The organism is Pseudomonas sp. LBUM1661, from assembly GCF_059695925.1.
This window is the reverse complement of record NZ_CP166794.1, coordinates 2293942-2317429: the sequence shown is the minus strand read 5'-3', so window position 1 is coordinate 2317429 and position 23488 is coordinate 2293942. Positions and strand designations below refer to the sequence as shown.

Sequence of the window (23488 nt, the reverse complement as noted above, 5' to 3'; positions counted from 1 at the left end):
TCAGGGGTGTCATGGGAACAGTGACTCATGACTAAAGCGCGTCACTGCGAGGGACCGACGCTAGATCGAAGACGATCGATACCGTGCGAATTTTCAGCACCATGTTTTAAGTTTTTAGGAATTACCCGTGGCCCGTCCGCTGCCCCATCCAACCCCCGTCCTGCTGGGCTTTGGCGAGTTCGAACTCGATGAGGCCAACGCTTGCTTGTTCCGCGCCGGGCAAGCGGTGGCTTTGGCGCCGACTCCGTTCCAGTTGTTATGTGTGCTTGCCCGCCAGCCAGGGTCATTGGTATCCAAGGACGCTTTGCTGGACGAGGTATGGGGACATCGGTTTGTCAGTGATTCGGTCCTGAAAACGGCCATTAGTGACCTGCGCAAGGTGTTAGGCGATGACCCCAAGCACCCTCGCTTTATTGAGACGGTGTCGCGGCGCGGCTATCGCTTCATTGCCGTGTCGCCCCTTGCTGCTTCGGTGTCTCCTGCATCCACGGTGGTTCCGCCGACCGACATACCTCAGTTGCCGTCATTCATCGGTCGCATTGCAGAAGTCGCCAGGCTGCAACGGACGTGGGAGCGGGTTAGTGGCGGTCAGCGGGCAGTAGTTTGGCTAGCTGGAGAACCGGGGATCGGCAAGACCACATTGATCGAGCATTTTCTTGCCGGCCTTAGCGGTATCGCCTGCGCACGTGGCCATTGTATGGAGCACTTTGGCACCGGCGAACCGTACCTGCCGGTACTGGAGGCGTTGGCCGACCTGTGCCGCAGCGAACCGACTCTGCCGGCGTTATTGCGCGAAGTGGCACCCACCTGGCTGTTGCAATTGCCGTGGCTGAGTAGCACGGAGCAGCGTGACGCCTTGCGGCGTGAACTGGCCGGTGTCGGCCCGGAACGCATGCTGAGGGAGTTTGGTGAACTGTTGGACCGCTACACAGAGCTGCGCCCGCTGTTACTGGTGACCGAAGACCTGCATTGGAGCGACCGGGCGACGGTTCAGCTGATTAACTACATGGCCCGCCGCCGTGGCCCCGCACGGCTCATGTGGCTGTCAAGCTTTCGCCTTGCCGAAGTGGTGGCGCTTGACCACCCGCTCAGTTCGTTGCGCCATGAACTTCGTTTGCAACGCCTGTGCGAGGAAGTGGTGCTCGACCCATTTTCGGAAACTGAAGTCGCCGACTTTGTGGCGCTGCGTTCAGCCTCACTGGCACGTGATGAAGCCTTCGTGCGCGCCCTGCACGACCGGACTGACGGCGTGCCGTTGTTCGTTTCCTCAATCATCAGTGAAGTGATGGATGTAAAAGAGGACGAAACCACCATCGAAGCTCGGCTGGCCGACCTGGCGGTTCCCGACAACCTTGCGGCCATCATCGATCACTACATTGCCAAGCTAGCTCCCGAACAACGAGCACTTCTCTGCGCAGCTGCGGTGTGCGGGTCCGATTTCCGGACTGAGACAGTTTCGCTCGCCCTAGAGCGCAATCTCTCTTCGGTGATCGGCGCCTGTGAGGACCTGATGCGTGAGCAGGTATGGCTCACACAATCGCGGATACCCGATGTTGACGAAGCGGTCGAGCTGCCTTACTCGTTCCGCCACGCCCTTTTTCGCCAGGTGTTGTACGAGCGCACGCCGCGCGCATTGCGCATCGATCTCCATCGCCAAGTTGGCACTGCCCTCGAAAGTGAGCGCACCGCTGGTACGCCGGTTGCAGCTTCGGAACTGGCGATGCATTTCGATCGTGCTCGGCAGCCGATGCTTGCGCTGCGCTATTACGCCGAGGCCGCAGAAGCCGCACTACTGCACTTCAGCCCGGACTTGTGCATCGGCCTCACCGAGCGTGGCCTAATCCTGCTTATGCAGGCTCCCGGCGGGACGGAGCGCGACACGCTCGAAATTACCTTGGCCACGTTGCAGGGAGTTTCGGCCTTCCACATGTTCGGTGTCGGCAGCAAAGCCAAGGGCGCTTTCGAACGGGCATACACCTTGCTCGCGGATGTACCCGAGCACCCCATGCGCGGTCGCCTCCTACATGGGTTCGGCTATCTGCTCGGTCTGCGCGGCGACTATTCACAGGCTTTAGAAGTGGCAGAGCGTGCTGAAGCGCTCTCTTTGAACGCAAACGATCAAGCGCTCATGCTTGCTGCGTGCATTGTTCAGGGTGAGGTGCATCACCTCCAGGGTCGCACGAACACGACACGCAACTGGCTAGAACGCGCCCTCGCGATCGCCGAGCCGCTGGGCATAGGGACAAACGAGATCTTTGCGACTGATCCACAGGTCATGCTGCACGGTATGCTGGCCATCGAGCTGGTGCGATCTGGGCTGATTGAGCAAGGGCGTAACCATTTGCAGCAAGCCCGAAACCGCGCACATACGCTCCGACAACCCATGACGTTGCTGGTCGCTACCTGGCAGGAGGTGTTGATCGAGGTACGTCTGGGAAACCCTGTGCGGGTAGCAGAGCTGGCTGACAGCATGCAAAAGCTCGTCGTTGAGTATTCGCTCGCACTCGGTCGTACGGCTTGTCGCTGGTGGCGCGGGTGGGCCGACGCGCGCAACGGGGCGCCGCGAGATGGCTACCGGCACATCCGTGAGGCCTACGAGGAACACACCGGACTCGGTATGCGCTCCGGTGCTAGCGAAGTACTCGGCTACGCCGCCGAGGCGCTACTCCTAGCGGGTGATTACGACGCAGCGCAAGTCGAATTGCAGGAAGCATTCCGTATAGGTGAGGAATTGGGGGAGCGTGTATACCTGCCGCAGCTCTTGCTTCTGAAGGCCGCACTCGCGCGTGCTCAGGGTCGGTCGGACGCCAGCAAAGCGGCGGTGCGGCGTGCGATTGAGGAGGCACGCGCCCAAGAAGCATCATGGCTGGAGCTGCTCGCGCTGGTTGAATTGTGTGAGTACCACGATGCCGCGCCTGAGGATCACCAGGCATTGGCCATGCTGATTGATCAATTGCCCGAAACGCACGGAACCGAACAGGTAAAACGTGCACGCTCGCTGCTTGAGGCTGCTAAGCGGGCTTGAAGTGACGCTTGTGGGAGCGAAGGTGATCCGACCGAAGTCTGACCTTTCGCTTACGACTCGCCCTAGAGGACGGCTTACGCTGGCATCGAACCTTCTTGATCCCCAGGTCTGCGATGAGCCTCAACCCTGAATCCAAATACCCGAGCCGCCGCGCATACGTCGTCAAGCTGCGCAGTGATGCCGAACCGGGCGCCCTGGCCGGTCGCTTGGAAAACCTGGTCACCGGGCGTCAGCGCGAGTTCTCGTCCGGCGAAGAGTTGCTGGAGTCGCTTGGTGCGGATCTGGCGACAGCAGCCAGTGAGCAGGCGATAGAAAACGACAGTGAATGAACCTTTCCCGCACAAAGCGCATCGCGACCGAACGCTGACGGTTCGCTGACGACTTTGCCTACACAGTCCCCCTACGCTGACGCCACCTCGAACTACACGAGTCCATTTCTGATGCCGCGACTTTCCACCCCCCATCCGCTGCCTTGCCATGCCGGTGGGACAACCTTGCAACGTACCAAGTGCCCCACCGCGTTTGCCATGGCGGCTGCCTTGGCCACATCGATCGCCTTCGCCCTTTCTGGCTGCTCCACACCGGTCCTCAAACCCTCGGTCGACGTGCCGAACAACTTCGCCGCCAGTACGGCGTCCGAGATGGAGCCCGAGGCGGCCTGGTGGGAGGTTTACCACGACCCATTGCTGACGGACCTGGTGCGTCGAGCCGCGCGGGAGAACCGCGATGTCAAAATTGCCGCCGAACGGCTGCGTGCCGCGCGTGCTGGAGAAACAGTCAGCCAGTCCTGGCTGCTTCCAAGCGTCGGTGCTTCAGTCTCTGGCAGTGACCGCAGCACCGGCTTCAATTCGGCAGTAAAACAGGGGTATCCGGATACCAAGACCGCCAGTATGGGCTTGGACGTCTCGTGGGAACTCGACCTGAGTGGCCGCCTGCGAGCCGGTGCCGCGGCGGCGGATGCCGATGCATTAGCCGCGGAGCACAGCATGCGCGGCGTGCGCCTGCTGGTGATGAGCGATGTCGTCAGCAACTATTTCACCCTGGTCGGGGCCCAGCGCCAGGTTGCAACATTGCGCGCTATCTCGGCGATGCAGGACGAGACGCTGCGGCTGGTTACTGCGCGTCAACAGGTGGGGCTCGCATCCGCGTTCGACGTCGAGCGCGCGCAGACCGACGCCTTATCGGCGCGGGCGCAAATACCACCTCTGGAAACCCAAGCGGCGGTGGCACGTCACCGTATCGCGGTACTGATCGCCGACCAGTCTTTCAACACCACCAACATTCAGCCTTCAAGCAGCGAAATGACGGATGTGCCTGAGGCCAAGCCTGGGCAGCCGGCCGAATTGCTACAACGCCGACCTGACGTCCTGGCGTTGATGGCGCAGCTGGATGCCGCCAATGCGCGTCGCCAGCAAGCGAAAGCTGAGTGGTTCCCCCAACTCTTTCTCGGTGCGTCCTTCGGCCGCCAGGGCCTGAACCTGAACGGTGCCGATCTTGGGGCTGCGCGCTTCACCAATGTCGCGGGTCTGCTGGCGATGCCGCTGTTCAACGCAGGACGCACGCAAGCAATCAATGATGCGGCCGAAAGCTCTCAAAAAGAGGCAGTACTTCGCGCTGAGGACGGCATCGTGCGTGCGCTTGAGGATGTGGAAAACGCCCTTGTCACGCTTGCGCAGGAGCGCCGCCGCTCGGGGTCGTTGCAATTGGCCGCTGCATCCGCGGAGTCGGCTCAAAGTCGCGCCCAGTCGCTCTATAACCGCGGGCAGATTGACCTGTTGCCTTTGCTGGATTCGCAGCGGGCGCGACTGGCGGCACGCCTGAATTCCAACGAAAGCAACACCCGACTCCTGCTCGATAGCGTGCAGCTCTACAAGGCACTAGGCGGGGGCTGGCAGGTGTTCGAAAAACCTGCCAATCCAACCGCATCCACCAAAGCCGATCGGCCTCCACTTTCCTAATTATCTGTCGTTTTCCAAAGAGGAACCGTCTTGAAGAATTCCCTTACTGCGGCTGGCGTCTTGGCCGTCGCTGCTTTGCTGTGCGCGTGCAGCCCGGATCAGCCGTCCGTGCCGGCCCCCAGAGCGGTACGTACCGTTGAAATCAACTATGACAATGCCCGCGACGTCAGCCGCTATGTGGGCACCGTGCAGTCGCGCCACGAAGTCGAGCAATCCTTCCTTGTGGGCGGCAAGGTTGCCCAACGCAAGGTCGACGTGGGTCAGTTGGTGCACGAAGGCGACATACTGGCTGTGCTGGATGACAGCGACTACCGTCTCGCGGAGGAAGCGTCGCAACAGCAGTGGTCCGCTGCCGTGGAGCAGACGCGCCAGGCTGAATCCGATCGTCAGCGCTTAACGGCCCTGAAGACGGATGGTTCAGTCAGCGCGGCTGACGATGAGCGTGCACATACCAATGCCCAGACCACGCGTGCGACCGCCGAGGCTGAGGCGCGAAAGCTTGAGATTGCGCGCAACCGCCTAAAGTACACCGTACTGCGCGCCTCCCGTAGCGGCGTAGTCACGGCGGTACGCATCGAAGCGGGACAGGTTGTGGCGGAAGGCCAACCGATTATTTCGATTGCCAATCCGGACGAATCTGAGGTCGTTATCGATGTCCCCGAAGACCAGTTGTCTGTCTTCAAGGAGGCGCATTTCAAAGGTGCGTTGGCCAGTGCGCCAAACGAAAGCTTCGATGCCATCTTGCGCGAATTGTCGCCACAGGCTGCAACGCAAACGCGCACCTACCGCGCTCGACTTAAACCAGCCAAGGCCCTGCCACTGGGTGCCACTGCCACGGTCACGGCCGAGCGCGTGATGAGCAGTGTCGCAGTGGCAGCGGTACCGGCGACGGCACTCACGCAAAGCGGTGGGCAACCAGCGCTTTGGACGGTCTCGTCGGAAGGTCTTGTCGATTTGGAGCGTGTGGCCGTCTGGGGCTATCGCAATGACGAGGTGCTCGTCACTGGACCGCGGGCTGGCACATTGGTCGTTACTGCCGGTGTACAGAAGATGACCTCCGGACTAAAAGTCGTCTTCCGCAATGTCGCAATCGATGAAAAAGACACCACGCAGCAGGCCGCCCGATGAGCAACTTCAATCTCACCGACTGGGCATTGCGCCACCGCGCCATTGTCCTGTTCATGCTACTCGTCGTTGCAGTAGCCGGGGCCTTCAGTTTCACCCGGCTTGGCCAACTGGAAGACCCGAACTTTTCTGTGCCCTCCATGACCGCTATGGTCATCTGGCCGGGCGCCAATGCCCAGCAGTTGCAGGACCAGGTCCTCAACCGCATGGAGAAGAAATTCGAGCAGATCGACAACTTCGAGAAAGTCGTTACTTATGCGCGGCAAGGCTATGCCGGCATGACGCTCACCGTCCGCGGCGGCACTTCCAAGGCTGACCAGCGCGAGGCTTGGTACCAGGCGCGCAAAAAGCTCAACGATTTGAGCCTGGAGATGCCAGACGGCGTGATCGGCCCGATCCTGAACGATGAGTACGGCGACGTGTATGGCCTGATGTATGCGGTCAAAGGCGACGGCATCGGCCACGCCGAGTTGTCGGACGCGGCTGAGGACATCAAGCGCCAGATGCTGAAGGTGCCGATGGTCAAGAAGATAGATCTCATCGGCAAGCAGGCCAAGCGTGTCTACGTCGAATTCTCTCACGAGCGCCTGGCAGCGTTGGGCATTACACCGCTGGCCATTGCCGAAAGCCTCAAGAGCCAGAACGCCATGCTGCCCGCAGGCCAGATCGACACGCATGGCGACCGCGTCATGGTGCGCGTGAGTGGCCAATTCGCTAGCGAGGAAGCCATCCGCAACGTGCCGATCTCCGCGAGCGGACGGCTGATCAAGCTGGGCGACGTCGCGACCGTTACCCGTGGCTTCGAGGATCCGCCGACCTACACGGTACGTCACAACGGCCAACCCGTACTGATGCTCGGTATCACGATGACCAGTGACGGCAACATCGTGGATCTCGGCAAGGCGATGGACACAGCCGTCACCAAGATCCAGTCGGAGCTTCCGCATGGTGTGGAGCTGGAGTTGGTGGCCGATCAGCCCACCACGGTACGGGATGCAATCCTGGACTTTGGGCGCGCGCTGGTCGAGGCGCTGGTCATCGTGATTGCAGTAAGTCTAGCCAGCCTGGGCTGGCGCGCTGGCCTCGTGGTCGCGGCCACGGTGCCGTTGGTGCTGGGTGGTGTGGCGCTGGTGATGCTGGCGATGGGCTGGAACCTTGAGCGTATCTCGCTCGGCTCACTGATTATCGCGTTGGGACTGCTGGTGGATGACGCCATCATCGCTATCGAGATGATGGTGGCGAAGATGGAAACCGGCATGGACCGCGTGAAGGCCGCCGCCTTCTCTTACCAGTCCACCGCCATGCCGCGTCTAACCGGTGCGCTGATCACAGTCGTAGGCTTCCTGCCGATCGGCCTGTCGAAATCCACCACCGGCGAGTACGCAGGGGGCATTTTCTGGATTGTCGGCGCCGCGGTGCTGTTCTCGTGGATCTGTTCGGGCATCTTCACCCCGTACCTGGCGGTCAAGATGCTGCCCAACGACTTGGGCTCGCATCAGCACGCTGATCCGCACGACACCAAGTTTTACCGCAGCCTGCGCCGCTTGATCGACGCCGCCATCGAGCGCCGCTGGGTGGTCATTGGTGCGACTGTGGGCGCTCTGGTGCTTGCTCTGGCCTGTATCAAGCTCGTGCCGCAGCAATTCTTTCCCAACAGTTCGCGTCCTGAGCTGGTGATAGACCTGCGTGTCAAGGAAGGCTCCTCGTTTGCCGCGACAACCGAGCAGGTCAAGCACATGGAGGAGATCCTGGCGAAGGATGAGGACGTGCGTTTCTATACTGCCTACACCGGCGCCGGCGCACCGCGCTTTTACCTCTCACTCAACCCCGAGCTGCCCAATCCGGGTTTCGCTCAGTTTGTTGTGATGACCAAAGATCTGGATGCACGCGAGCGAGTACGTGCCCGGCTGGTGGACTCGGCAAACCAACAATTCCCACAAGCGTGGATACGCGTGACTCGGCTAGAGTTGGGGCCACCCGTTGGCTACCCAGTACAGTTCCGCGTGGTAGGCCCCGATACCCAAGTGGTGCGCAAGATCGCCCGAGACGTGGAGAAGGTAGTCGCATCTAACCAAAAGGTGCGCGACCTCCAGTTGGACTGGAACGACCCGGTGCGTACGCTGAAGGTGGAGCTTGATCAGGACAAGGCGAGTGCGCTTGGCCTCACCCCGGCCGACGTGTCGTTGGCGACCCAGACCGTGATGAACGGCGCAACCCTGTCGCAGCTGCGTGAGCGCGAGGACCTGATCGACATCGTGGCCCGTGCCGTCCCAGAGGAACGCTTGAACCTCGACACACTGAAAAACATCAACCTTTACACACGCCAGGGCACCGTGGTGCCGCTGTCGCAAGTCGCCCAGGTGCGCGCTGAACTGGAAGAACCGGTACTGTGGCGCCGCAACCGCGACATGGCGATCACAGTGCGTGCGGACGTGAAGGATGGTGAACAGGGTGTCTCGGTGACGCAGGAAATCCTGCCGTTGCTCAAGGACATTGAAGCCAAGCTGCCGACCGGATACCGCATCGATATAGGTGGAGCGGTTGAGGAAAGTGACAAGGCCAACAAGGCGCTGCTCGCGGTAGCCCCGTTGATGCTGGTGACTATCCTGCTATTGCTCATGCTGCAATTGCAGAACTTCTCCCGCATGTGGATGGTGATGCTGACTGCACCGCTGGGCCTGATCGGTGTAGTGCCCGCGCTGCTTATGTTTCAATCGCCGCTGGGCTTCGTCGCGATCCTGGGCATCATCGCACTGGGTGGCATGATCATGCGCAACGCGGTGATCCTGATCGATCAAATACAAATCGAGATCGCCGAGGGGCGCGACCCGTGGAATGCTGTGCTGGATGCCGCCATTCACCGAGCCCGTCCGGTGATGCTGACGGCGCTGGCCACCGTACTCGCAATGGTCCCGCTCACGCGAAGTGTGTTCTGGGGACCGATGGCGATCGCGATCATGGGCGGTCTCACCGTGGCGACACTGCTAACGATTTTCTTTGTTCCCGCGTTGTACGCAGCATGGTTCAAGGTCCGTCGTGTCCAGACGACTGACGCACAGCAAGTAACGACAGCCACCTCCCTGGTTCCTGAGTAGAAGCACCGGAATTGCACGAGCCCTTACCGCTGGAGGTCGCTCGTGCAATTTCCGCAGGTAACGAACGATCCGACCTCCTGTGGCCCTGCTTCGCGCACTCATCGTCAATCTGAGCTTCGACGAACAGGCCCCATCTTATTTTTTACCCAGCAGCGTGCTGACTGGCATTGAGCGCTTAACTGTGAGTTAGCAGCGGATTTGGCACCGACCAGGACCTTGCAAGAGATTCCGAGCTGACCGCTAGAAGCCGCGGCCGACGGATCTTTCGAGGGTTCAGCGGCACTCAATCGGTGCCAACTACCTGCAAAATGGTTTGTCACCAAAACAGCAAGAAGTCGGGTGAATTTGCGGTCTGTTTGGCACTGCGGTTTGGGCCCAAAAACGTCGAATTTGGAGGTATGAGGCAGGCTCTCGGACGCGATGGTTTGATTCCAAATCGGCCCTTGGGCCTTGTGATCAAAGGGCTCGTCCGGCGACTAGAGACCTTCCACAGACCTGGCGATTGCCCAACCACCCTCCCCGCCCCCCCCCGCGCTCTGTTCCGTTTCCCTAGCGCACAATCGGAAGTCCGGCTTTCGCTGCTTCCGTTTGTCTTCAAAGGCACGGCCCGCGTGACGTACAGCCGGTTTCGCTGATTTGGGATGGTGACCTTTAAGAACGAAGAATCGGAACTGAGCTTCCAGGGTTTAGCGCCGCGGAGCCCTGAGGAAAAACGCCCTAATCGCCCGGAAACAGGGCTTTTGGCAAGGCTATCTGACATGCGAAAAAGCTGAGAAAGGAAGAGAAATATCAGACAGGATTGGTGCCAATGGAAGCGCGAAAAAGGGCCAAAAGCGGCGCGAACTCACACTACCATTTCACTACCAGAACAGCCAAATCGCAGGCATGAAAAAGCCCAGTCGTTTCCGAACCGGGCTAAGTCATTGAATAATATGGTCGGGACGGAGTGATTCGAACACTCGACCCCTAGCACCCCATGCTAGTGCGCTACCGGACTGCGCTACGCCCCGACTAGGCGTGAAACTCGTCCTTCATCTCGAAGAACGCTCAAGAATATATCGCAAGCTTTTGAAAACTGGAAGTATTTAAAAGCAGGATTTTATTTCTTGAGTACCACCAGAACATCTTCCAGTTCGGCGATCATCTGGCGAATCATTTGCTTGTATTGGGTGGTGTCGTCTTTGGCTTCATCGCCGGACAATCGCAAGCGTGCGCCGCCGATGGTGAACCCCTGATCGTAAAGAAGCGCGCGGATCTGCCGGATCATCAGCACGTCTTGTCGCTGATAATACCGGCGGTTTCCGCGGCGCTTGACGGGGTTGAGTTGAGGAAACTCCTGCTCCCAGTAGCGCAGCACGTGTGGTTTTACCGCACACAGCTCGCTGACTTCACCAATGGTGAAGTAGCGTTTGCCGGGGATGACGGGAAGTTCGTCGTTATGACTTGGTTCCAGCATAAGCCTCAACTCGGGCCTTCAACTTCTGCCCTGGACGAAAGGTGACCACACGGCGAGCCGTGATCGGGATTTCTTCACCCGTTTTCGGATTGCGGCCAGGCCGCTGGCGTTTGTCCCGAAGGTCGAAATTGCCGAAACCGGACAATTTGACTTGTTCGTTGTCTTCAAGAGCGTGCCTGATTTCTTCAAAAAACAGTTCGACCAATTCCTTGGCCTCCCGTTTATTCAGGCCCAGCTCTTCATACAGACGTTCCGCCATCTCAGCTTTCGTCAGAGCCCCCATACGTCACTTCCTTAACGTGGCGTTCAACCTTTGTTCGAGCGAGGTGAGGATGTTTTGCGTCGTGGTATTCACCTCATCGTCATTAAGAGTGCGCGATGGATGCTGCCAGGTCAAGCCAACTGCAAGGCTTTTTCTATCAGGATCAATGCCTTTACCCTGATACACGTCAAATAGCCTGAGGTCTGTCAGCCATTCGCCTGCATTTTCACGGATTACGTCCAGTACCGCACTGGCCGCGACGTCTTTTTCGGCGATCAGTGCAAGGTCACGACGCACTTCAGGAAAACGCGATAACTCTTGGAATTTAGGCATTTTACCCAATGCCACTTCCGCCAGAACCAGCTCGAACACGAAGACCGGACGGTCGAGACCTAGGGTTTTCGACAGTTCAGGGTGGATGGCACCGACGTAACCGACCAGACGCCCTTCACGTTCGATGCGCGCGGTTTGACCCGGGTGCAACGCAGGGTGGTTGCCCGGCACGAAAGTGAACGAATCCAGCGCACCGGCAAAGCCCAGCACCGCTTCCACGTCAGCCTTGACGTCGAAGAAGTCGACGACATCGCGACCTTGTGCCCAGCCTTCCGGCAGGCGGCTGCCGCAAACCACACCGGCCAGCATCGGCTCTTGTTTCAAGCCTTCCAGCTGACCGACGAAACGCAGGCCGCTTTCGAACAGGCGGACGCGGTCCTGTTGACGGTTCAGGTTGTGCTGAAGCGCCTTGACCAGGCCCGGCCACAGGGACGAACGCATAGCGGCCATGTCGTTGGAAATCGGGTTGGCCAGCAGCAGCGGTTCCACACCCGGATTAAACAACTCGAACTGTTTCGGATCGATGAAGCTGTAGGTGATCGCTTCCTGGTAACCACGGGCGACCAGCAGACGGCGCAACTCAGGCAGATCGCTACGCGCTTCGGCCTTGGCTTGCGGCGCCAGACGGGCTTGCGGGTAGCGGACCGGCAGACGGTTGTAACCGTACAGACGGGCCAGTTCTTCGATCAGATCAACCTCAAGGCTGATATCGAAGCGATGGCTTGGCACTGCGACTTGCCATTGCCCTGCCCCATCGGCCGAAACGCTCAGGCCCAAAGCGTTGAGCAGACGCTCTACTTCGGCCGAATCCATTTCCATGCCCAGCATCTGGGTGATGCGCGCGGCACGCAGGGTCACCGGCGCGATTTTCGGCAGGTGCTGCTCGCTCACGGTTTCGATGACCGGGCCGGCTTCGCCACCCGTGATCTCCAGCAGCAGGCCAGTGGCGCGCTCCATGGCTTCACGGGCGAGTTGCCAGTCCACGCCACGCTCGTAACGGTGCGAGGCATCGGTGTGCAGGCCGTAGGAACGGGCCTTGCCAGCGACAGCAATCTGATCGAAGAACGCGCTTTCGAGGAAAATGTCGCGGGTAGTCGCGGTGTTGACGCCGCTGTGCTCGCCCCCCATGACGCCGGCGATAGCCAAGGCGCGGGTGTGGTCGGCAATCACCAGCGTATCGCTACGCAGGCTGACTTCCTGACCGTCGAGCAGCACCAGCTTCTCGCCCTCTTCGGCCATGCGCACACGGATGCCGCCATTGATTTCGGCGAGATCGAAGGCGTGCAGCGGTTGACCCAGCTCCAGCATCACGTAGTTGGTGATGTCGACGGCAGCGTCGATGCTGCGCACGTCGGCGCGACGCAGACGCTCAACCATCCACAGCGGCGTCGGCTTGGACAGGTCGACGTTACGGATCACACGGCCCAGGTAACGCGGGCAAGCCGCCGGCGCCAGGACTTCGATCGAACGCACTTCGTCGTGCACGGCTGGCACGACTGGAACGATCGGACGGGTGACTTCGGCGTCGTACAGCGCGCCGACTTCACGGGCCAGACCGGCCAGGGACAGGCAGTCGCCGCGGTTCGGGGTCAGGTCGACCTCGATGCTGGCGTCGTCCAGGCTCAGGTATTCACGAATGTCCTGACCCACTGGCGCATCGGCCGGCAATTCCATCAGGCCATCGTTGCCTTCACCGACTTGCAGTTCGGCTTGCGAGCACAGCATGCCGTTGGACTCAACGCCACGCAGCTTGGCTTTCTTGATTTTGAAGTCGCCTGGCAGCTCGGCACCGATCATGGCGAACGGGATCTTCAGGCCCGGGCGTACGTTTGGCGCGCCGCAGACGACCTGAAAGGTCTCCGAGCCATTGCTGACCTGGCAAACACGCAACTTGTCGGCGTCGGGGTGCTGCTCGGTGCTCAGCACCTCGCCCACCACCACACCGGTGAATTCGCCGGCGGCCAGCGTAACGCTATCGACCTCAAGACCGGCCATCGACAGACGAGCAACCAGCTCGTCGCGACTTACCTGCGGGCTTACCCAGCCACGCAGCCATTGTTCACTGAATTTCATCCTGCTCTCCTAAGAATTCGTTACGACTAGCGAAATTGCGCGAGGAACCGCAAGTCGTTGTCGAAGAACAGACGCAAGTCGTTCACGCCGTAACGCAGCATGGCCAGACGTTCAACGCCCATACCGAAGGCAAAGCCCGAAAACTCTTCCGGGTCGATCCCGGACATGCGCAGTACGTTCGGGTGAACCATGCCGCAACCCATGACTTCCAGCCAGCCAGTCTGTTTGCAGACGCGGCAGCCTTTACCGCTGCACATCACGCATTCCATGTCGACTTCAGCGGATGGCTCGGTGAACGGGAAATACGAAGGACGGAAACGCACGGCCAGTTCTTTTTCGAAGAACACGCGCAGGAACTCTTCGATGGTCCCTTTCAGGTCGGCGAAGTTGATGTCGCGATCGACCAGCAGGCCTTCGACCTGGTGGAACATCGGCGAGTGGGTGATATCGGAGTCGCTGCGATACACACGGCCTGGGCAGACGATGCGGATCGGCGGTTGTTTCGATTCCATGGTGCGGACCTGTACCGGCGAGGTATGGGTGCGCAGCAGCATGTTGGCATTGAAATAGAAGGTGTCATGCATCGACCGGGCCGGGTGATGGCCTGGGATGTTGAGCGCTTCGAAGTTGTGGTAGTCGTCTTCGACCTCAGGGCCTTCGGCAATGCCGTAGCCGATGTGAGTGAAGAACTGTTCGATACGTTCCAGAGTACGCGTAACCGGATGCAGACCACCCGAGGTCTGGCCGCGGCCAGGCAGGGTCACGTCAATGGACTCGGCAGACAGTTTGGCGGCCAGGTCGGCCTCTTCAAACAGTGCCTTGCGGGCATTGAGAACCTCTGTGACACGCTCCTTGGCAACGTTGATCAGGGCGCCGACTTGCGGACGCTCTTCTGCCGGCAAATTCCCCAGGGTCTTCATCACCTGAGTCAATTCACCCTTCTTGCCAAGGTAGTGAACCCGGATTTGCTCCAGGGCATTGATATCTTCAGCGCTTTGCACAGCCTCTAGTGCTTGAGAGACGAGCGCATCCAGGTTTTCCATGTACAGACTCCAGATACAAAATAGGGGAAGAGCTTGAAGGCTCTTCCCCTATTTATGACGTTTAACACCTGGCCCCACAGAGGTGAGGCCGGGTGACTGTCGGGGGTACTTAAGCCAAGGTGGCTTTAGCTTTCTCGACAATCGCAGCAAACGCCGCTTTTTCGTTCACTGCCAGATCAGCCAGAACCTTACGGTCGATCTCGATGGACGCTTTTTTCAGGCCGGCGATGAAACGGCTGTAGGACAGACCGTTGATACGTGCACCAGCGTTGATACGAGCGATCCACAGAGCGCGGAACTGACGTTTTTTCTGACGACGGTCACGGTAGGCGTATTGGCCTGCCTTGATTACCGCTTGCTTGGCAACACGGAATACGCGCGAGCGAGCGCCGTAGTAGCCTTTAGCAAGTTTCAGAATTTTTTTGTGACGTTTACGGGCAATGACGCCACGCTTTACACGAGCCATGAGTTACTTCCTCTATTCTTGACTAAATTAACGAAGGCGCAGCATGCGCTCGACTTTTGCCACGTCACACGGTGCCAGCAAGCTGCTACCGCGCAGTTGACGCTTACGCTTGGTCGACATTTTAGTCAGGATGTGGCTCTTGAAAGCGTGCTTGTGCTTGATACCGTTAGCAGTTTTCAGAAACCGCTTAGCAGCACCACTTTTAGTTTTCATTTTTGGCATGTTCGGATACTCCGCATTCAGTTGATAAACATAATCAGAAGGCCTGCCGTGCCCTATTGATTACTTCTTCTTTTTCGGGGCGATGACCATGATCAGCTGGCGTCCTTCCATCTTAGGATGCTGTTCGACCGAACCGTACTCGAGCAAGTCACCTTCAACTCGCTTGAGGAGTTCCATCCCCAGCTCCTGGTGGGCCATCTCACGGCCGCGGAATCGCAAGGATACCTTGGCCCTGTCCCCATCACTCAGGAAACGTACCAGGTTGCGCAGTTTTACCTGGTAATCCCCTTCCTCCGTCCCTGGACGAAACTTGATTTCTTTAACCTGGATCTGCTTCTGGTTTTTCTTGGCCGCGGCAATCTGCTTCTTCTTCTCGAAGATCGATTTGCCGTAGTCCATCAGTTTGCAAACAGGGGGTACTGCATCGGCGGAAATCTCCACCAGATCCAGTTTGGCCTCTTCAGCCTTAAGAAGCGCGTCTTCAATTGACACAATCCCAAGCTGTTCACCTTCAGCCCCAATTAACCGAACCTCGCGTGCCGAGATATTCTCGTTGATCGGGGCTTTCGGTGCAGCTCGTTTATCTTGTCTCATTTCACGCTTAATAGTAATTACTCCGAATCTGGGCGACCACGCCGGGAAACCGCTTGCGCGAGAAACTCAGCGAACTGGGCGACGGGCATCGAGCCCAGGTCAGCACCTTCACGAGTACGCACAGCGACAGTCTGCATCTCGACTTCCCGATCTCCGATAACCAAGAGATAAGGAACCTTGAGCAAAGTATGCTCGCGGATTTTAAAGCCGATCTTTTCATTTCTCAAGTCAGACTTGGCACGAAATCCGCTTTCGTTGAGGGTTTTTTCAACCTCGGCGGCAAAATCGGCCTGTTTATCAGTGATATTCATAATCACTGCCTGGGTCGGAGCCAGCCACGCAGGGAATGCACCCTCGTAGTGCTCGATCAGAATTCCGACGAAACGTTCGAAGGAGCCCAGGATCGCCCGATGCAACATCACCGGGTGCTTGCGACTGTTGTCTTCGGAGACGTATTCGGCTCCCAGACGGACAGGCAGGTTAAAATCGAGCTGAAGGGTACCACATTGCCAGACGCGACCGAGGCAATCTTTCAGCGAGAATTCGATCTTCGGACCGTAGAACGCACCCTCGCCCGGCTGCAGATCGTACGGCAGGCCAGCGCTATCAAGGGCTGCAGCCAATGCAGCTTCGGCGCGATCCCACAGCTCGTCGGAACCGACGCGTTTTTCCGGACGAGTGGACAGTTTCATTTCGACGTCTTTAAAGCCGAAGTCGGCATAAACGTCCATGGTCAGCTTGATGAACGCGGCGGATTCGGCCTGCATCTGCTCTTCGGTGCAGAAGATGTGGGCGTCGTCCTGGGTGAACGCACGCACGCGCATGATGCCGTGCAGCGCACCCGATGGCTCGTTACGGTGGCAAGCACCGAATTCGGCCAGGCGCATCGGCAACTCGCGATAGCTTTTCAGGCCTTGATTGAACACTTGCACGTGGCAAGGGCAGTTCATTGGCTTGATCGCGTAATCGCGGTTTTCCGACTGGGTGGTGAACATGTTGTCGGCGTAGTTGGCCCAGTGCCCGGATTTCTCCCACAGGCTACGGTCAACGACCTGCGGAGTCTTGATCTCCAGATAGCCGTTGTCGCGCTGAACCTTGCGCATGTACTGCTCGAGCACCTGGTACAGGGTCCAGCCGTTCGGGTGCCAGAACACCATGCCCGGGGACTCTTCCTGGGTGTGGAACAGGCCCAGGCGCTTGCCGATCTTGCGGTGATCGCGCTTTTCAGCTTCTTCAATGCGCTGGATGTAAGCCGCCAGCTGCTTCTTGTCAGCCCAAGCGGTGCCGTAAACACGCTGCAACTGCTCGTTCTTGGCATCGCCACGCCAGTAGGCGCCGGACAACTTGGTCAGCTTGAAGGATTTCAGGAAGCGAGTGTTCGGCACGTGCGGACCGCGGCACATGTCGACGTATTCTTCGTGATAGTACAGGCCCATGGCCTGTTCGTTCGGCATGTCCTCGACCAGGCGCAGCTTGTAGTCTTCGCCACGGGCCTTGAACACTTCGATCACTTCGGCGCGCGGAGTGACTTTCTTGATCACGTCGTAATCTTTTTCGATCAGCTGCTGCATGCGCTGTTCGATCGCAGCCAGGTCGTCCGGCGTAAAAGGACGCTCGAAGGCGATGTCGTAATAGAAGCCTTCGTCGATGACAGGGCCGATGACCATCTTCGCAGTCGGGTACAGCTGCTTGACCGCGTGGCCAACCAAGTGAGCGCAAGAGTGGCGAATGATCTCCAGCCCCTCTTCATCCTTTGGCGTAATGATTTGCAGCGTGGAATCGCTGTCGATGATGTCGCTGGCGTCGACCAGCTTGCCATTGACCTTGCCGGCCACGGTGGCTTTGGCCAGGCCAGCACCAATGGATGCGGCGACCTCGGCTACGGAAACCGGGTGATCGAATGAACGTTGACTGCCGTCGGGAAGAGTAATAGTTGGCATGGCGCCTCCTCTCCTAGTGGTGACCCCTACCAAAGGTCACGTGGGTTGGGATGAGCCAGTACAAGATCCGATCCAGGCCATTCAATGACGAACGCCTGCCTTACAGCGGCAGGAGCCTTGCGGCCAACCGGAAAACCGAACCAGAGTGACTGGGATTCAAATCAGGGTTATTCGTGCGGCTGCCGCTGCCGGGACTGAAGGTCTCCGGAGCCTGCAAACGCCCGAGCGGGGAATGCTAGCACAGATGAACGGTCGTCGCGGCACCGAGGTTTTCTGCTGGCGCAAATCAGGCATTTTCGCCAGAGTGCTGAACTTGAACCCCGCTTTGCCCCTCAGATAACAAGACATTGACCCACAAGGAGCATCCCAGCATGCGTCTGAATCGTTTATTCGCTGTAATCGCCCCCGTCGTCCTGCTGCTGCCACTGGCCGCCCATGCCGATTGGCCAAAAGGCGAGCGCGAGAAATACATGGCTCAATGCACCCAGGCAGCCACGCCACAGATCGGCGCCGCCGCGGCCAAATCTCACTGCGCTTGTGGTGCCGATGCGATCAAATCGTACCCGGCCGGCGACATCCAGTCCTTGATGGACAACACGGCCAGTGACGCCCTGAAGCAAAAAGCACTGACCCAAATCTCGGCCTGCAAAGCCGATAACAAAGCGAAAAAATAAGCCCGACAGGACTCTTTGAAGGCATCGATAGCCGACAAAAAGCTTCCAAAAAACGCTTTTTCGTACAATTTATGCAGGTTTTACAGCTTTTTTTATCGTCTTTACTTTTGGCTGAAGGCCTTGTAATACGGGGCTTTCAGCCATATCGGGCAACAAAGAAAGCGCGACTGTAGGGCAAACAGCACGTCCGGGGGGCTCCCAAAGCGAACATTTCGACTATGATACTCCGGTGTGCCCAGTTGGCCTGAGCAGCACAGTACTACTGAAAATATATGTTTCTTGGAGATACACCATGTCTAATCGCCAAACCGGCACCGTTAAATGGTTCAACGATGAAAAAGGCTTCGGCTTCATCACTCCTCAAGGTGGCGGTGACGACCTGTTCGTACACTTCAAAGCTATCGAAAGCGACGGTTTCAAAAGCCTGAAAGAAGGCCAGACTGTTTCCTTCGTGGCAGAGAAAGGCCAAAAGGGTATGCAAGCTGCTCAAGTTCGCCCAGAGTAATTTCCAGGCGCACTAAAAAAACCCCGTCCATGTGACGGGGTTTTTTATGGGTGAAACAAAAGCCTCGAACGATCAGCCGCAGTTGACGCGGGTGACGACCCGATTGGCATCGGTGTTCAGGTTCAGGCGATCGGAGCGGTATTCCAGGGTCACCATGTCGGTGGGCAAAAGGAACCGTGCATTCTGTGCACCGGCACGAGTACGCGCCTGCTCCAGCAATTCGGGCGAAGCCTTTTTGCCGAGGGTGAATTCGGCAGCCTTTGCCTCACAACGGCTATGACCCGTGTCAGTCGTCGTAACAGGGTCTGTTGTCGACTCGGTGGAGGTAGTGCTGCAACCGGCCAGCGTGGCAACGGCCAGCAAAGTACCCAATGACGCGAGCTTCCAAGGCATGAAGCCTCCTTCTTTCAATAGTTAAGCTGAGATCGTGCGACCGCCAATCTGGCGTTTGGTTTCAGAGCGAGGGTGCCAGCACCCTGCCCTCGATCCGGTCAGTCGGCGAGTTTGCCTGAGCATCGCCCCGACGTTCACCCCTCAATCGTGACTGAATATGAACAGCCCTCAGTAAACGTCGATGTAGTCGAACGGCGGAGTCGGCCAGTTCTCCTTGAGCGCGTTGAAGATCTGCATGACCCAGACCTCGTCGCTGGCGGCGACACGTCCGACATAACCAGAACCCTTGGCCCACGTCTCCAGACGAAACAGCAGCCCGCCAATATCGGTGCCGCCGACGACACCAGACGAAATGTAGGCGATGCCACCTTTAGTCACGCGCAATTGGGTGTGCTCATCATCGCTCGCGCTGGCCAGCAGCTGGCGCACAGCCTCAAGGGTCAAGCCGTCAGGCGTATTCAAATCGATCTGCACAGCACAGTCCTTGAGAAATCATTAAAGACCAAGTGTCGCATAGCACTCCCCCCATGCCTAAGTCGGAGTGCCAAAAGCTGCACAAAATGGTTAACTCGACACTCAGACTTCCCCGACTTCACGAGCGCCATCATGTCCACCCTAAACATCGACGCCAACATCACAGTCAAGTGGCCACAGGGTCACAGCTCTTACAGCCCCGGCAGCCCGGAAGAGTTGGCAATCATTGGTATCGATCTATTGGTCAAGGAACTGGGCACCGAAGCCGCCCAGCATTTTATCGCGCAGGTTTTCGAGAAGTACCCCGCCGACCTCATGGGGGCGGCGAATACATAACGCAGAGAGCAGAAACCCGCAGGCTGGCACCTGCGGGCATGACGCTTATTTCAGACGAGCCAGACGCTCGGTCAGCAGATCGAAGAAGCCCTGGGCGTCGCCGCTTTCAACCCAGAAAGCATTCTTCGGCGCTTTCAGGCCGTCGTACCAGTCGACGATGGTTTGGCCGAAGGTCGGACCTTCGCGGCTATCAACGACTACGTTGACCGAACGACCGCTGAACAGCTGCGGCTTGAGCAGGTAAGCAATGACCGTGGCGTCGTGCACCGGGCCGCCCGGCATGCCGTAATGCTCCATGTCGCCCTTGACGTACTCATTCAGAATATCGCCCACCAGCTTGCTGGCATGGTTGTTGATGGCCGCGATCTGCTTCAGCCGTGCCTCGCTGGTGAGGATCTTGTGGGTCACGTCCAGCGGCAGGTAGGTCAGCTTCACGCCACTTTTGAGCACCACTTCAGCCGCGTGCGGGTCGGCGAACAGGTTGAACTCGGCCACCGGTGTGATATTGCCCCCGTTGAAGTGAGCCCCGCCCATGATCACCACTTCCTTGATGCCCTGAACGATTTCTGGTTCCTGGATCAGCGCCAGAGCCAGATTGGTCTGCGGACCGAGCATGGCGATGGTGATGCTGTGTGGCTTGGCGCTTTTCAAGGTATCGATCAGGTAGTTGACCGCATTGCCCTTGGCCAGGCCTTCCTTCGGTTCATGCACGGTGACACCCGACAGCCCTTCCTTGCCATGGATATCCTCGGCGTAGATCGGCGTGCGCATCAGCGGTTTCGGCGCACCGGCGTAGACCGGCACCTCTTCGCGCCCCGCCCACTCGCGAGCCAGCCGCGCATTACGCGATGTCTTGTCCAGGCGAACATTGCCGGCGACGGTGGTCAGCGCACGAATGCTCAGTTCTTCGGGCGATGCCAAGGCAAACAGCAAGGCAACCACATCGTCGGCACCTGGATCGGTGTCGATGATCAAGTCGATTTTTTCCGCCGCCTGGGCGCTTGTTGCGGTAATCAGGGACAAAAGCAGCAGACTCCGGAGCAGGTGGTGCAGTTTCTGAGCATAGCGGTACATAGCGCACTCCTTGTGCGTGGAACAGCAGGAAGACAACAGCGAACTAAAACGTCACCCCAGCCACCAGCACGATGTTGCAGTACGGCTGACATTCGCCTGTACGAATAATCGCCCGTGCCTGTCGGCTGAGGATTTTGAATTGGTCATGGCTGAGCAGCTCACGCTGACCCAGCGCACCGGCGGCATTCAACTCGTCCAGCGTTGCCAACGCCGACGGCTGTTTCTCGAGGATTTCCTGGGCCAGCACATGGCTTTCGACCTGCATTTCGCTGAGCACCACGTTCAAGGTGCTGACGAAATCCGGAATCCCATGAGTCAGGGCCAGGTCGATCAGCTCGACGCCCGGCGGCACCGGCAGGCCCGCGTCGCCGATCACTACTTTGTCGCCATGGCCCAGGGATGCGATCAGCCGTGACAGCGCGACATTGAGCAAAGGTGTCTTTTTCATGGTGTTTTAAAGGCCTGTACGTCGGACAAGGTGGGAATCGAGGGTTGCGCGCCAGCCCGGGTGACCGATAACGCCGCAGCGACCTGGCCGAAACGGATGGCTTCAGCTTCCGTCTTGCCGGCCGCCAGGGCCGCGGAGAAACCACCGACAAAGGTGTCGCCCGCCGCCGTGGTGTCGACCGCCTTCACGTTCGGCGCCGGGAAATGCTCGAAGCCTTTGCCATTGGCAAACAGCGAACCTTGGGCACCGAGGGTGATGATGACCTTGCTGGCGCCCATCGCGATCAAACGGGCCGCGGCGGTTTCGGCGGTGTCCAGTGAGTCCACCGGCAAACCGCTCAGGGCCGACGCTTCACTTTCGTTGGGAATCAGGTAATCGATGGCGGCGTACCAGTCTGCCGGCAACGGTTGACTGGCCGGCGCCGGGTTGAGAATCACCACCTTGCCCAGTTCTCGGCCGCGCTTGAGTGCGTGGCCGACCGTAGCATCGGGCACTTCCAGCTGACAGATGATGACATCCGCCGCCTGCAATACGGCGTCGAAACGGTCGATCACTTGCGGCGTCAGCGCACCGTTGGCCCCGGCCACGATCACGATCGCGTTCTGACTGTTGTCGTCGACCACAATCAACGCCACACCGCTGGCGCCGTCGACGGTGCTGACGGCCTGGCAATCGATCTGCTCGGCCAACAACGCGCCGCGCAGCTGTTCGCCATAGGCATCGCTGCCCACACAACCGACCATCGACACCTGCGCCCCCAGCCTCGCGGCGGCGACAGCCTGATTCGCCCCCTTGCCGCCGGAAACCGTGGAAAACGAACGGCCGATCAGCGTTTCACCGCCACGGGGCAACCTGGGCGCCCGGGTGACCAGGTCCATGTTAAGACTGCCGATTACCACTACTTTTGCTGGCATACATCACTACTCATCAATTCAGGTTTCAGCGGTGCTTTGGGTTTAGCGGTGCTTTGGTTTAACGGTACTCTCCGAACACACCGGCCAGCGGCGCAGTCGACTCGCGCAGGACAATGCTCGGCGTCACGATCCGTTGATCGGTGGCCATGTCCGGCGTGGCGATCCTGCGCAAAAGGACTTCGGCGGCCATCTCGCCCAATTGCAGGATCGACTGGCCCACCGTGGTCAGCGCCGGATAGACATAACGGCTCATCTGGATATCGTCGAAGCCGATCACCGACAGATCGCTCGGCACACGAATATTGCGCTCGGCTGCCGCGCGCAGCACGCCGATACCGATCATGTCGTTGCCGGCGAAGATCGCGCTGGGCGGGTTCTTTTCCAACAGGATCGCCGCGGCGTTGTAACCGCCGGTGCTGGTGAAATCGCTTTCCAGCATGCGCTCGCGAGGCACTTCGACGCCCGATTCTTTCAGTGCCCGGCAATAACCGGCCAGACGCATCTGCGCCACACTGGTACTCGCCGGACCGCCAATCGTGGCGATGTCCCGGTGCCCCAATTCCAGCAGGTGCCGGGTCGCCAGATAGGCGCCGTATTCGTGATCGATGCGCACCAGATCGGCATTCACACCGGCCAGCCCACGGTCGACGATGACCATTGGCGTGCGTACGGCTGCAAGGCCCTCTGCCAGCCCCGCGTCGCCGCCGGCCGACGCCACGATCAGCCCGTCGATGCGCTTTTCCAGCAGCACGCGCAGGTAGCTGCGCTGCTTGTCCGGGTTGTCGTCGGAGTTGCAGAGAATCACGCAATAGCCGTTGCGCTCGCAATAATCCTCGATCCCCCGGGCCAGTTCGGCGAAGTACGGGTTGAGGCTGTTGGGCACCAGCAGGCCGATGGTCGCGGTGGTTTTAGCCTTGAGCGAGCGGGCCACGGCGCTGGGCACGTAATCGAGACTCTTGATCGCGGCTTCAACCTTGATCCGCACTTCTTCACTGACCGGTCGAGTCTTGTTCACCACGTGGGAAACCGTCGTGTAGGAAATTCCCGCAAGCGCTGCCACATCCTTGATCGTTGCCAT

At 59.0% G+C, this 23488-nt stretch carries 22 protein-coding genes and 1 tRNA gene; 8 read left to right on the top strand and 15 right to left on the bottom strand.

The genetic code is table 11. The features are described from left to right. The first annotated feature begins 127 nt into the window (after window positions 1-127). The 5 genes from ACA057_RS10700 to ACA057_RS10680 all read left to right on the top strand — a co-directional run bounded on the left by ACA057_RS10700 (window position 128) and on the right by ACA057_RS10680 (window position 9203). On the top strand, window positions 128-3025 hold the full coding sequence (locus ACA057_RS10700; protein WP_497348113.1) for an AAA family ATPase: 2898 nt from the start codon (window positions 128-130) through the stop codon (window positions 3023-3025). A gap of 113 nt (window positions 3026-3138) precedes the next feature. Then, window positions 3139-3354, top strand: coding sequence for a hypothetical protein (locus ACA057_RS10695; RefSeq protein ID WP_497348111.1), 216 nt, complete (start codon window positions 3139-3141; stop codon window positions 3352-3354). Between the two features lie 165 nt (window positions 3355-3519). Next, window positions 3520-4983 (top strand): TolC family protein, encoded by a 1464-nt coding sequence (locus ACA057_RS10690; RefSeq protein ID WP_497348109.1) that lies wholly within the window; start codon window positions 3520-3522, stop codon window positions 4981-4983. Between the two features lie 30 nt (window positions 4984-5013). Next, window positions 5014-6111, top strand: a complete 1098-nt coding sequence (locus ACA057_RS10685; RefSeq protein ID WP_497348107.1) for an efflux RND transporter periplasmic adaptor subunit — start codon at window positions 5014-5016, stop codon at window positions 6109-6111. After that, window positions 6108-9203, top strand: a complete 3096-nt coding sequence (locus ACA057_RS10680) for an efflux RND transporter permease subunit (RefSeq protein WP_497348105.1) — start codon at window positions 6108-6110, stop codon at window positions 9201-9203. Before ACA057_RS10685 ends, ACA057_RS10680 begins: the two co-directional genes overlap by 4 nt. A gap of 933 nt (window positions 9204-10136) precedes the next feature. Here the strand turns inward: ACA057_RS10680 and ACA057_RS10675 are convergent. The 9 genes from ACA057_RS10675 to thrS all read right to left on the bottom strand — a co-directional run bounded on the left by ACA057_RS10675 (window position 10137) and on the right by thrS (window position 17592). Next, window positions 10137-10213, bottom strand: a tRNA-Pro gene (locus ACA057_RS10675). Window positions 10214-10302: 89 nt separating this feature from the next. Then, window positions 10303-10659 (bottom strand): MerR family transcriptional regulator, encoded by a 357-nt coding sequence (locus ACA057_RS10670; RefSeq protein WP_003179985.1) that lies wholly within the window; start codon window positions 10657-10659, stop codon window positions 10303-10305. After that, complete coding sequence (gene ihfA, locus ACA057_RS10665; protein ID WP_002553164.1) at window positions 10640-10942, bottom strand: integration host factor subunit alpha; 303 nt, start codon at window positions 10940-10942, stop codon at window positions 10640-10642. Before ihfA ends, ACA057_RS10670 begins: the two co-directional genes overlap by 20 nt. A 3-nt stretch (window positions 10943-10945) precedes the next feature. Continuing rightward, window positions 10946-13327 (bottom strand): phenylalanine--tRNA ligase subunit beta, encoded by a 2382-nt coding sequence (pheT, locus tag ACA057_RS10660; RefSeq protein WP_497348103.1) that lies wholly within the window; start codon window positions 13325-13327, stop codon window positions 10946-10948. A 26-nt stretch (window positions 13328-13353) separates the two neighbouring features. Beyond that, window positions 13354-14370, bottom strand: coding sequence for a phenylalanine--tRNA ligase subunit alpha (pheS, locus tag ACA057_RS10655; RefSeq protein WP_007905876.1), 1017 nt, complete (start codon window positions 14368-14370; stop codon window positions 13354-13356). 109 nt (window positions 14371-14479) lie between these two features. Then, window positions 14480-14836, bottom strand: coding sequence for a 50S ribosomal protein L20 (gene rplT / locus ACA057_RS10650; protein ID WP_007905879.1), 357 nt, complete (start codon window positions 14834-14836; stop codon window positions 14480-14482). 27 nt (window positions 14837-14863) lie between these two features. Then, entirely contained in the window at window positions 14864-15058 is a 195-nt protein-coding gene (rpmI, locus tag ACA057_RS10645) for a 50S ribosomal protein L35 (RefSeq protein ID WP_008145659.1), read from the bottom strand. 60 nt (window positions 15059-15118) lie between these two features. Next, window positions 15119-15670: a translation initiation factor IF-3 gene (gene infC / locus ACA057_RS10640; protein WP_169857083.1), complete on the bottom strand. Its 552-nt coding sequence runs from the start codon at window positions 15668-15670 to the stop codon at window positions 15119-15121. After that, complete coding sequence (gene thrS / locus ACA057_RS10635) at window positions 15670-17592, bottom strand: threonine--tRNA ligase (protein ID WP_010455934.1); 1923 nt, start codon at window positions 17590-17592, stop codon at window positions 15670-15672. The genes infC and thrS overlap by 1 nt, the downstream gene beginning before the upstream one ends. Window positions 17593-17963: 371 nt before the next feature. On the opposite strand from thrS, the gene ACA057_RS10630 reads away from it, so the two are divergent. Continuing rightward, window positions 17964-18266 carry a hypothetical protein gene (locus ACA057_RS10630; protein WP_497348101.1) on the top strand — a complete coding sequence of 101 codons (303 nt, stop codon included), beginning with the start codon at window positions 17964-17966 and terminating at the stop codon, window positions 18264-18266. 292 nt (window positions 18267-18558) lie between these two features. After that, window positions 18559-18771: a cold-shock protein gene (locus ACA057_RS10625; RefSeq protein WP_003179963.1), complete on the top strand. Its 213-nt coding sequence runs from the start codon at window positions 18559-18561 to the stop codon at window positions 18769-18771. Window positions 18772-18843: 72 nt separating this feature from the next. Here ACA057_RS10625 and ACA057_RS10620 read toward each other — a convergent pair whose 3' ends face one another. Together ACA057_RS10620 and ACA057_RS10615 are read right to left on the bottom strand one after the other, a co-directional pair. Further along, the gene (locus tag ACA057_RS10620) at window positions 18844-19164 is read right to left on the bottom strand and encodes an I78 family peptidase inhibitor (protein ID WP_401353384.1); all 321 of its coding nucleotides are present in this window, start codon (window positions 19162-19164) and stop codon (window positions 18844-18846) included. 168 nt (window positions 19165-19332) lie between these two features. Then, entirely contained in the window at window positions 19333-19638 is a 306-nt protein-coding gene (locus ACA057_RS10615; protein WP_059404380.1) for a hypothetical protein, read from the bottom strand. A 132-nt stretch (window positions 19639-19770) separates the two neighbouring features. Here ACA057_RS10615 and ACA057_RS10610 point away from each other — a divergent pair, with 132 nt between their 5' ends. Next, on the top strand, window positions 19771-19974 hold the full coding sequence (locus tag ACA057_RS10610) for a hypothetical protein (RefSeq protein WP_497348098.1): 204 nt from the start codon (window positions 19771-19773) through the stop codon (window positions 19972-19974). A 45-nt stretch (window positions 19975-20019) separates the two neighbouring features. On the opposite strand, the gene ACA057_RS10605 is transcribed toward ACA057_RS10610, so the two are convergent. From ACA057_RS10605 to ACA057_RS10590, 4 genes are read right to left on the bottom strand one after another with little or no spacing between them, the layout of a single operon-like run. Beyond that, window positions 20020-21048 carry a nucleoside hydrolase gene (locus ACA057_RS10605; RefSeq protein WP_497348096.1) on the bottom strand — a complete coding sequence of 343 codons (1029 nt, stop codon included), beginning with the start codon at window positions 21046-21048 and terminating at the stop codon, window positions 20020-20022. A 43-nt stretch (window positions 21049-21091) separates the two neighbouring features. Continuing rightward, window positions 21092-21496 carry a D-ribose pyranase gene (rbsD, locus tag ACA057_RS10600; RefSeq protein ID WP_497348094.1) on the bottom strand — a complete coding sequence of 135 codons (405 nt, stop codon included), beginning with the start codon at window positions 21494-21496 and terminating at the stop codon, window positions 21092-21094. Then, window positions 21493-22410, bottom strand: coding sequence for a ribokinase (rbsK, locus tag ACA057_RS10595; protein WP_497348092.1), 918 nt, complete (start codon window positions 22408-22410; stop codon window positions 21493-21495). Before rbsK ends, rbsD begins: the two co-directional genes overlap by 4 nt. Window positions 22411-22468: 58 nt before the next feature. Next, window positions 22469-23488, bottom strand: coding sequence for a LacI family DNA-binding transcriptional regulator (locus ACA057_RS10590; RefSeq protein WP_497348090.1), 1020 nt, complete (start codon window positions 23486-23488; stop codon window positions 22469-22471).

Bases quoted from the DNA above. Each gene is read 5' to 3' on its own strand.
- ACA057_RS10695 (WP_497348111.1), top strand. From the start codon at position 3,139: ATGAGCCTCAACCCTGAATCCAAATACCCGAGCCGCCGCGCATACGTC.
- ACA057_RS10680 (WP_497348105.1), top strand. From the start codon at position 6,108: ATGAGCAACTTCAATCTCACCGACTGGGCATTGCGCCACCGCGCCATT.
- ACA057_RS10670 (WP_003179985.1), bottom strand. From the start codon at position 10,659: ATGCTGGAACCAAGTCATAACGACGAACTTCCCGTCATCCCCGGCAAA.
- ihfA (WP_002553164.1), bottom strand. From the start codon at position 10,942: ATGGGGGCTCTGACGAAAGCTGAGATGGCGGAACGTCTGTATGAAGAG.
- pheT (WP_497348103.1), bottom strand. From the start codon at position 13,327: ATGAAATTCAGTGAACAATGGCTGCGTGGCTGGGTAAGCCCGCAGGTA.
- pheS (WP_007905876.1), bottom strand. From the start codon at position 14,370: ATGGAAAACCTGGATGCGCTCGTCTCTCAAGCACTAGAGGCTGTGCAA.
- rplT (WP_007905879.1), bottom strand. From the start codon at position 14,836: ATGGCTCGTGTAAAGCGTGGCGTCATTGCCCGTAAACGTCACAAAAAA.
- rpmI (WP_008145659.1), bottom strand. From the start codon at position 15,058: ATGCCAAAAATGAAAACTAAAAGTGGTGCTGCTAAGCGGTTTCTGAAA.
- thrS (WP_010455934.1), bottom strand. From the start codon at position 17,592: ATGCCAACTATTACTCTTCCCGACGGCAGTCAACGTTCATTCGATCAC.
- ACA057_RS10630 (WP_497348101.1), top strand. From the start codon at position 17,964: ATGCGTCTGAATCGTTTATTCGCTGTAATCGCCCCCGTCGTCCTGCTG.
- ACA057_RS10625 (WP_003179963.1), top strand. From the start codon at position 18,559: ATGTCTAATCGCCAAACCGGCACCGTTAAATGGTTCAACGATGAAAAA.
- ACA057_RS10620 (WP_401353384.1), bottom strand. From the start codon at position 19,164: ATGCCTTGGAAGCTCGCGTCATTGGGTACTTTGCTGGCCGTTGCCACG.
- ACA057_RS10610 (WP_497348098.1), top strand. From the start codon at position 19,771: ATGTCCACCCTAAACATCGACGCCAACATCACAGTCAAGTGGCCACAG.
- ACA057_RS10605 (WP_497348096.1), bottom strand. From the start codon at position 21,048: ATGTACCGCTATGCTCAGAAACTGCACCACCTGCTCCGGAGTCTGCTG.
- rbsD (WP_497348094.1), bottom strand. From the start codon at position 21,496: ATGAAAAAGACACCTTTGCTCAATGTCGCGCTGTCACGGCTGATCGCA.
- rbsK (WP_497348092.1), bottom strand. From the start codon at position 22,410: ATGCCAGCAAAAGTAGTGGTAATCGGCAGTCTTAACATGGACCTGGTC.
- ACA057_RS10590 (WP_497348090.1), bottom strand. From the start codon at position 23,488: ATGGCAACGATCAAGGATGTGGCAGCGCTTGCGGGAATTTCCTACACG.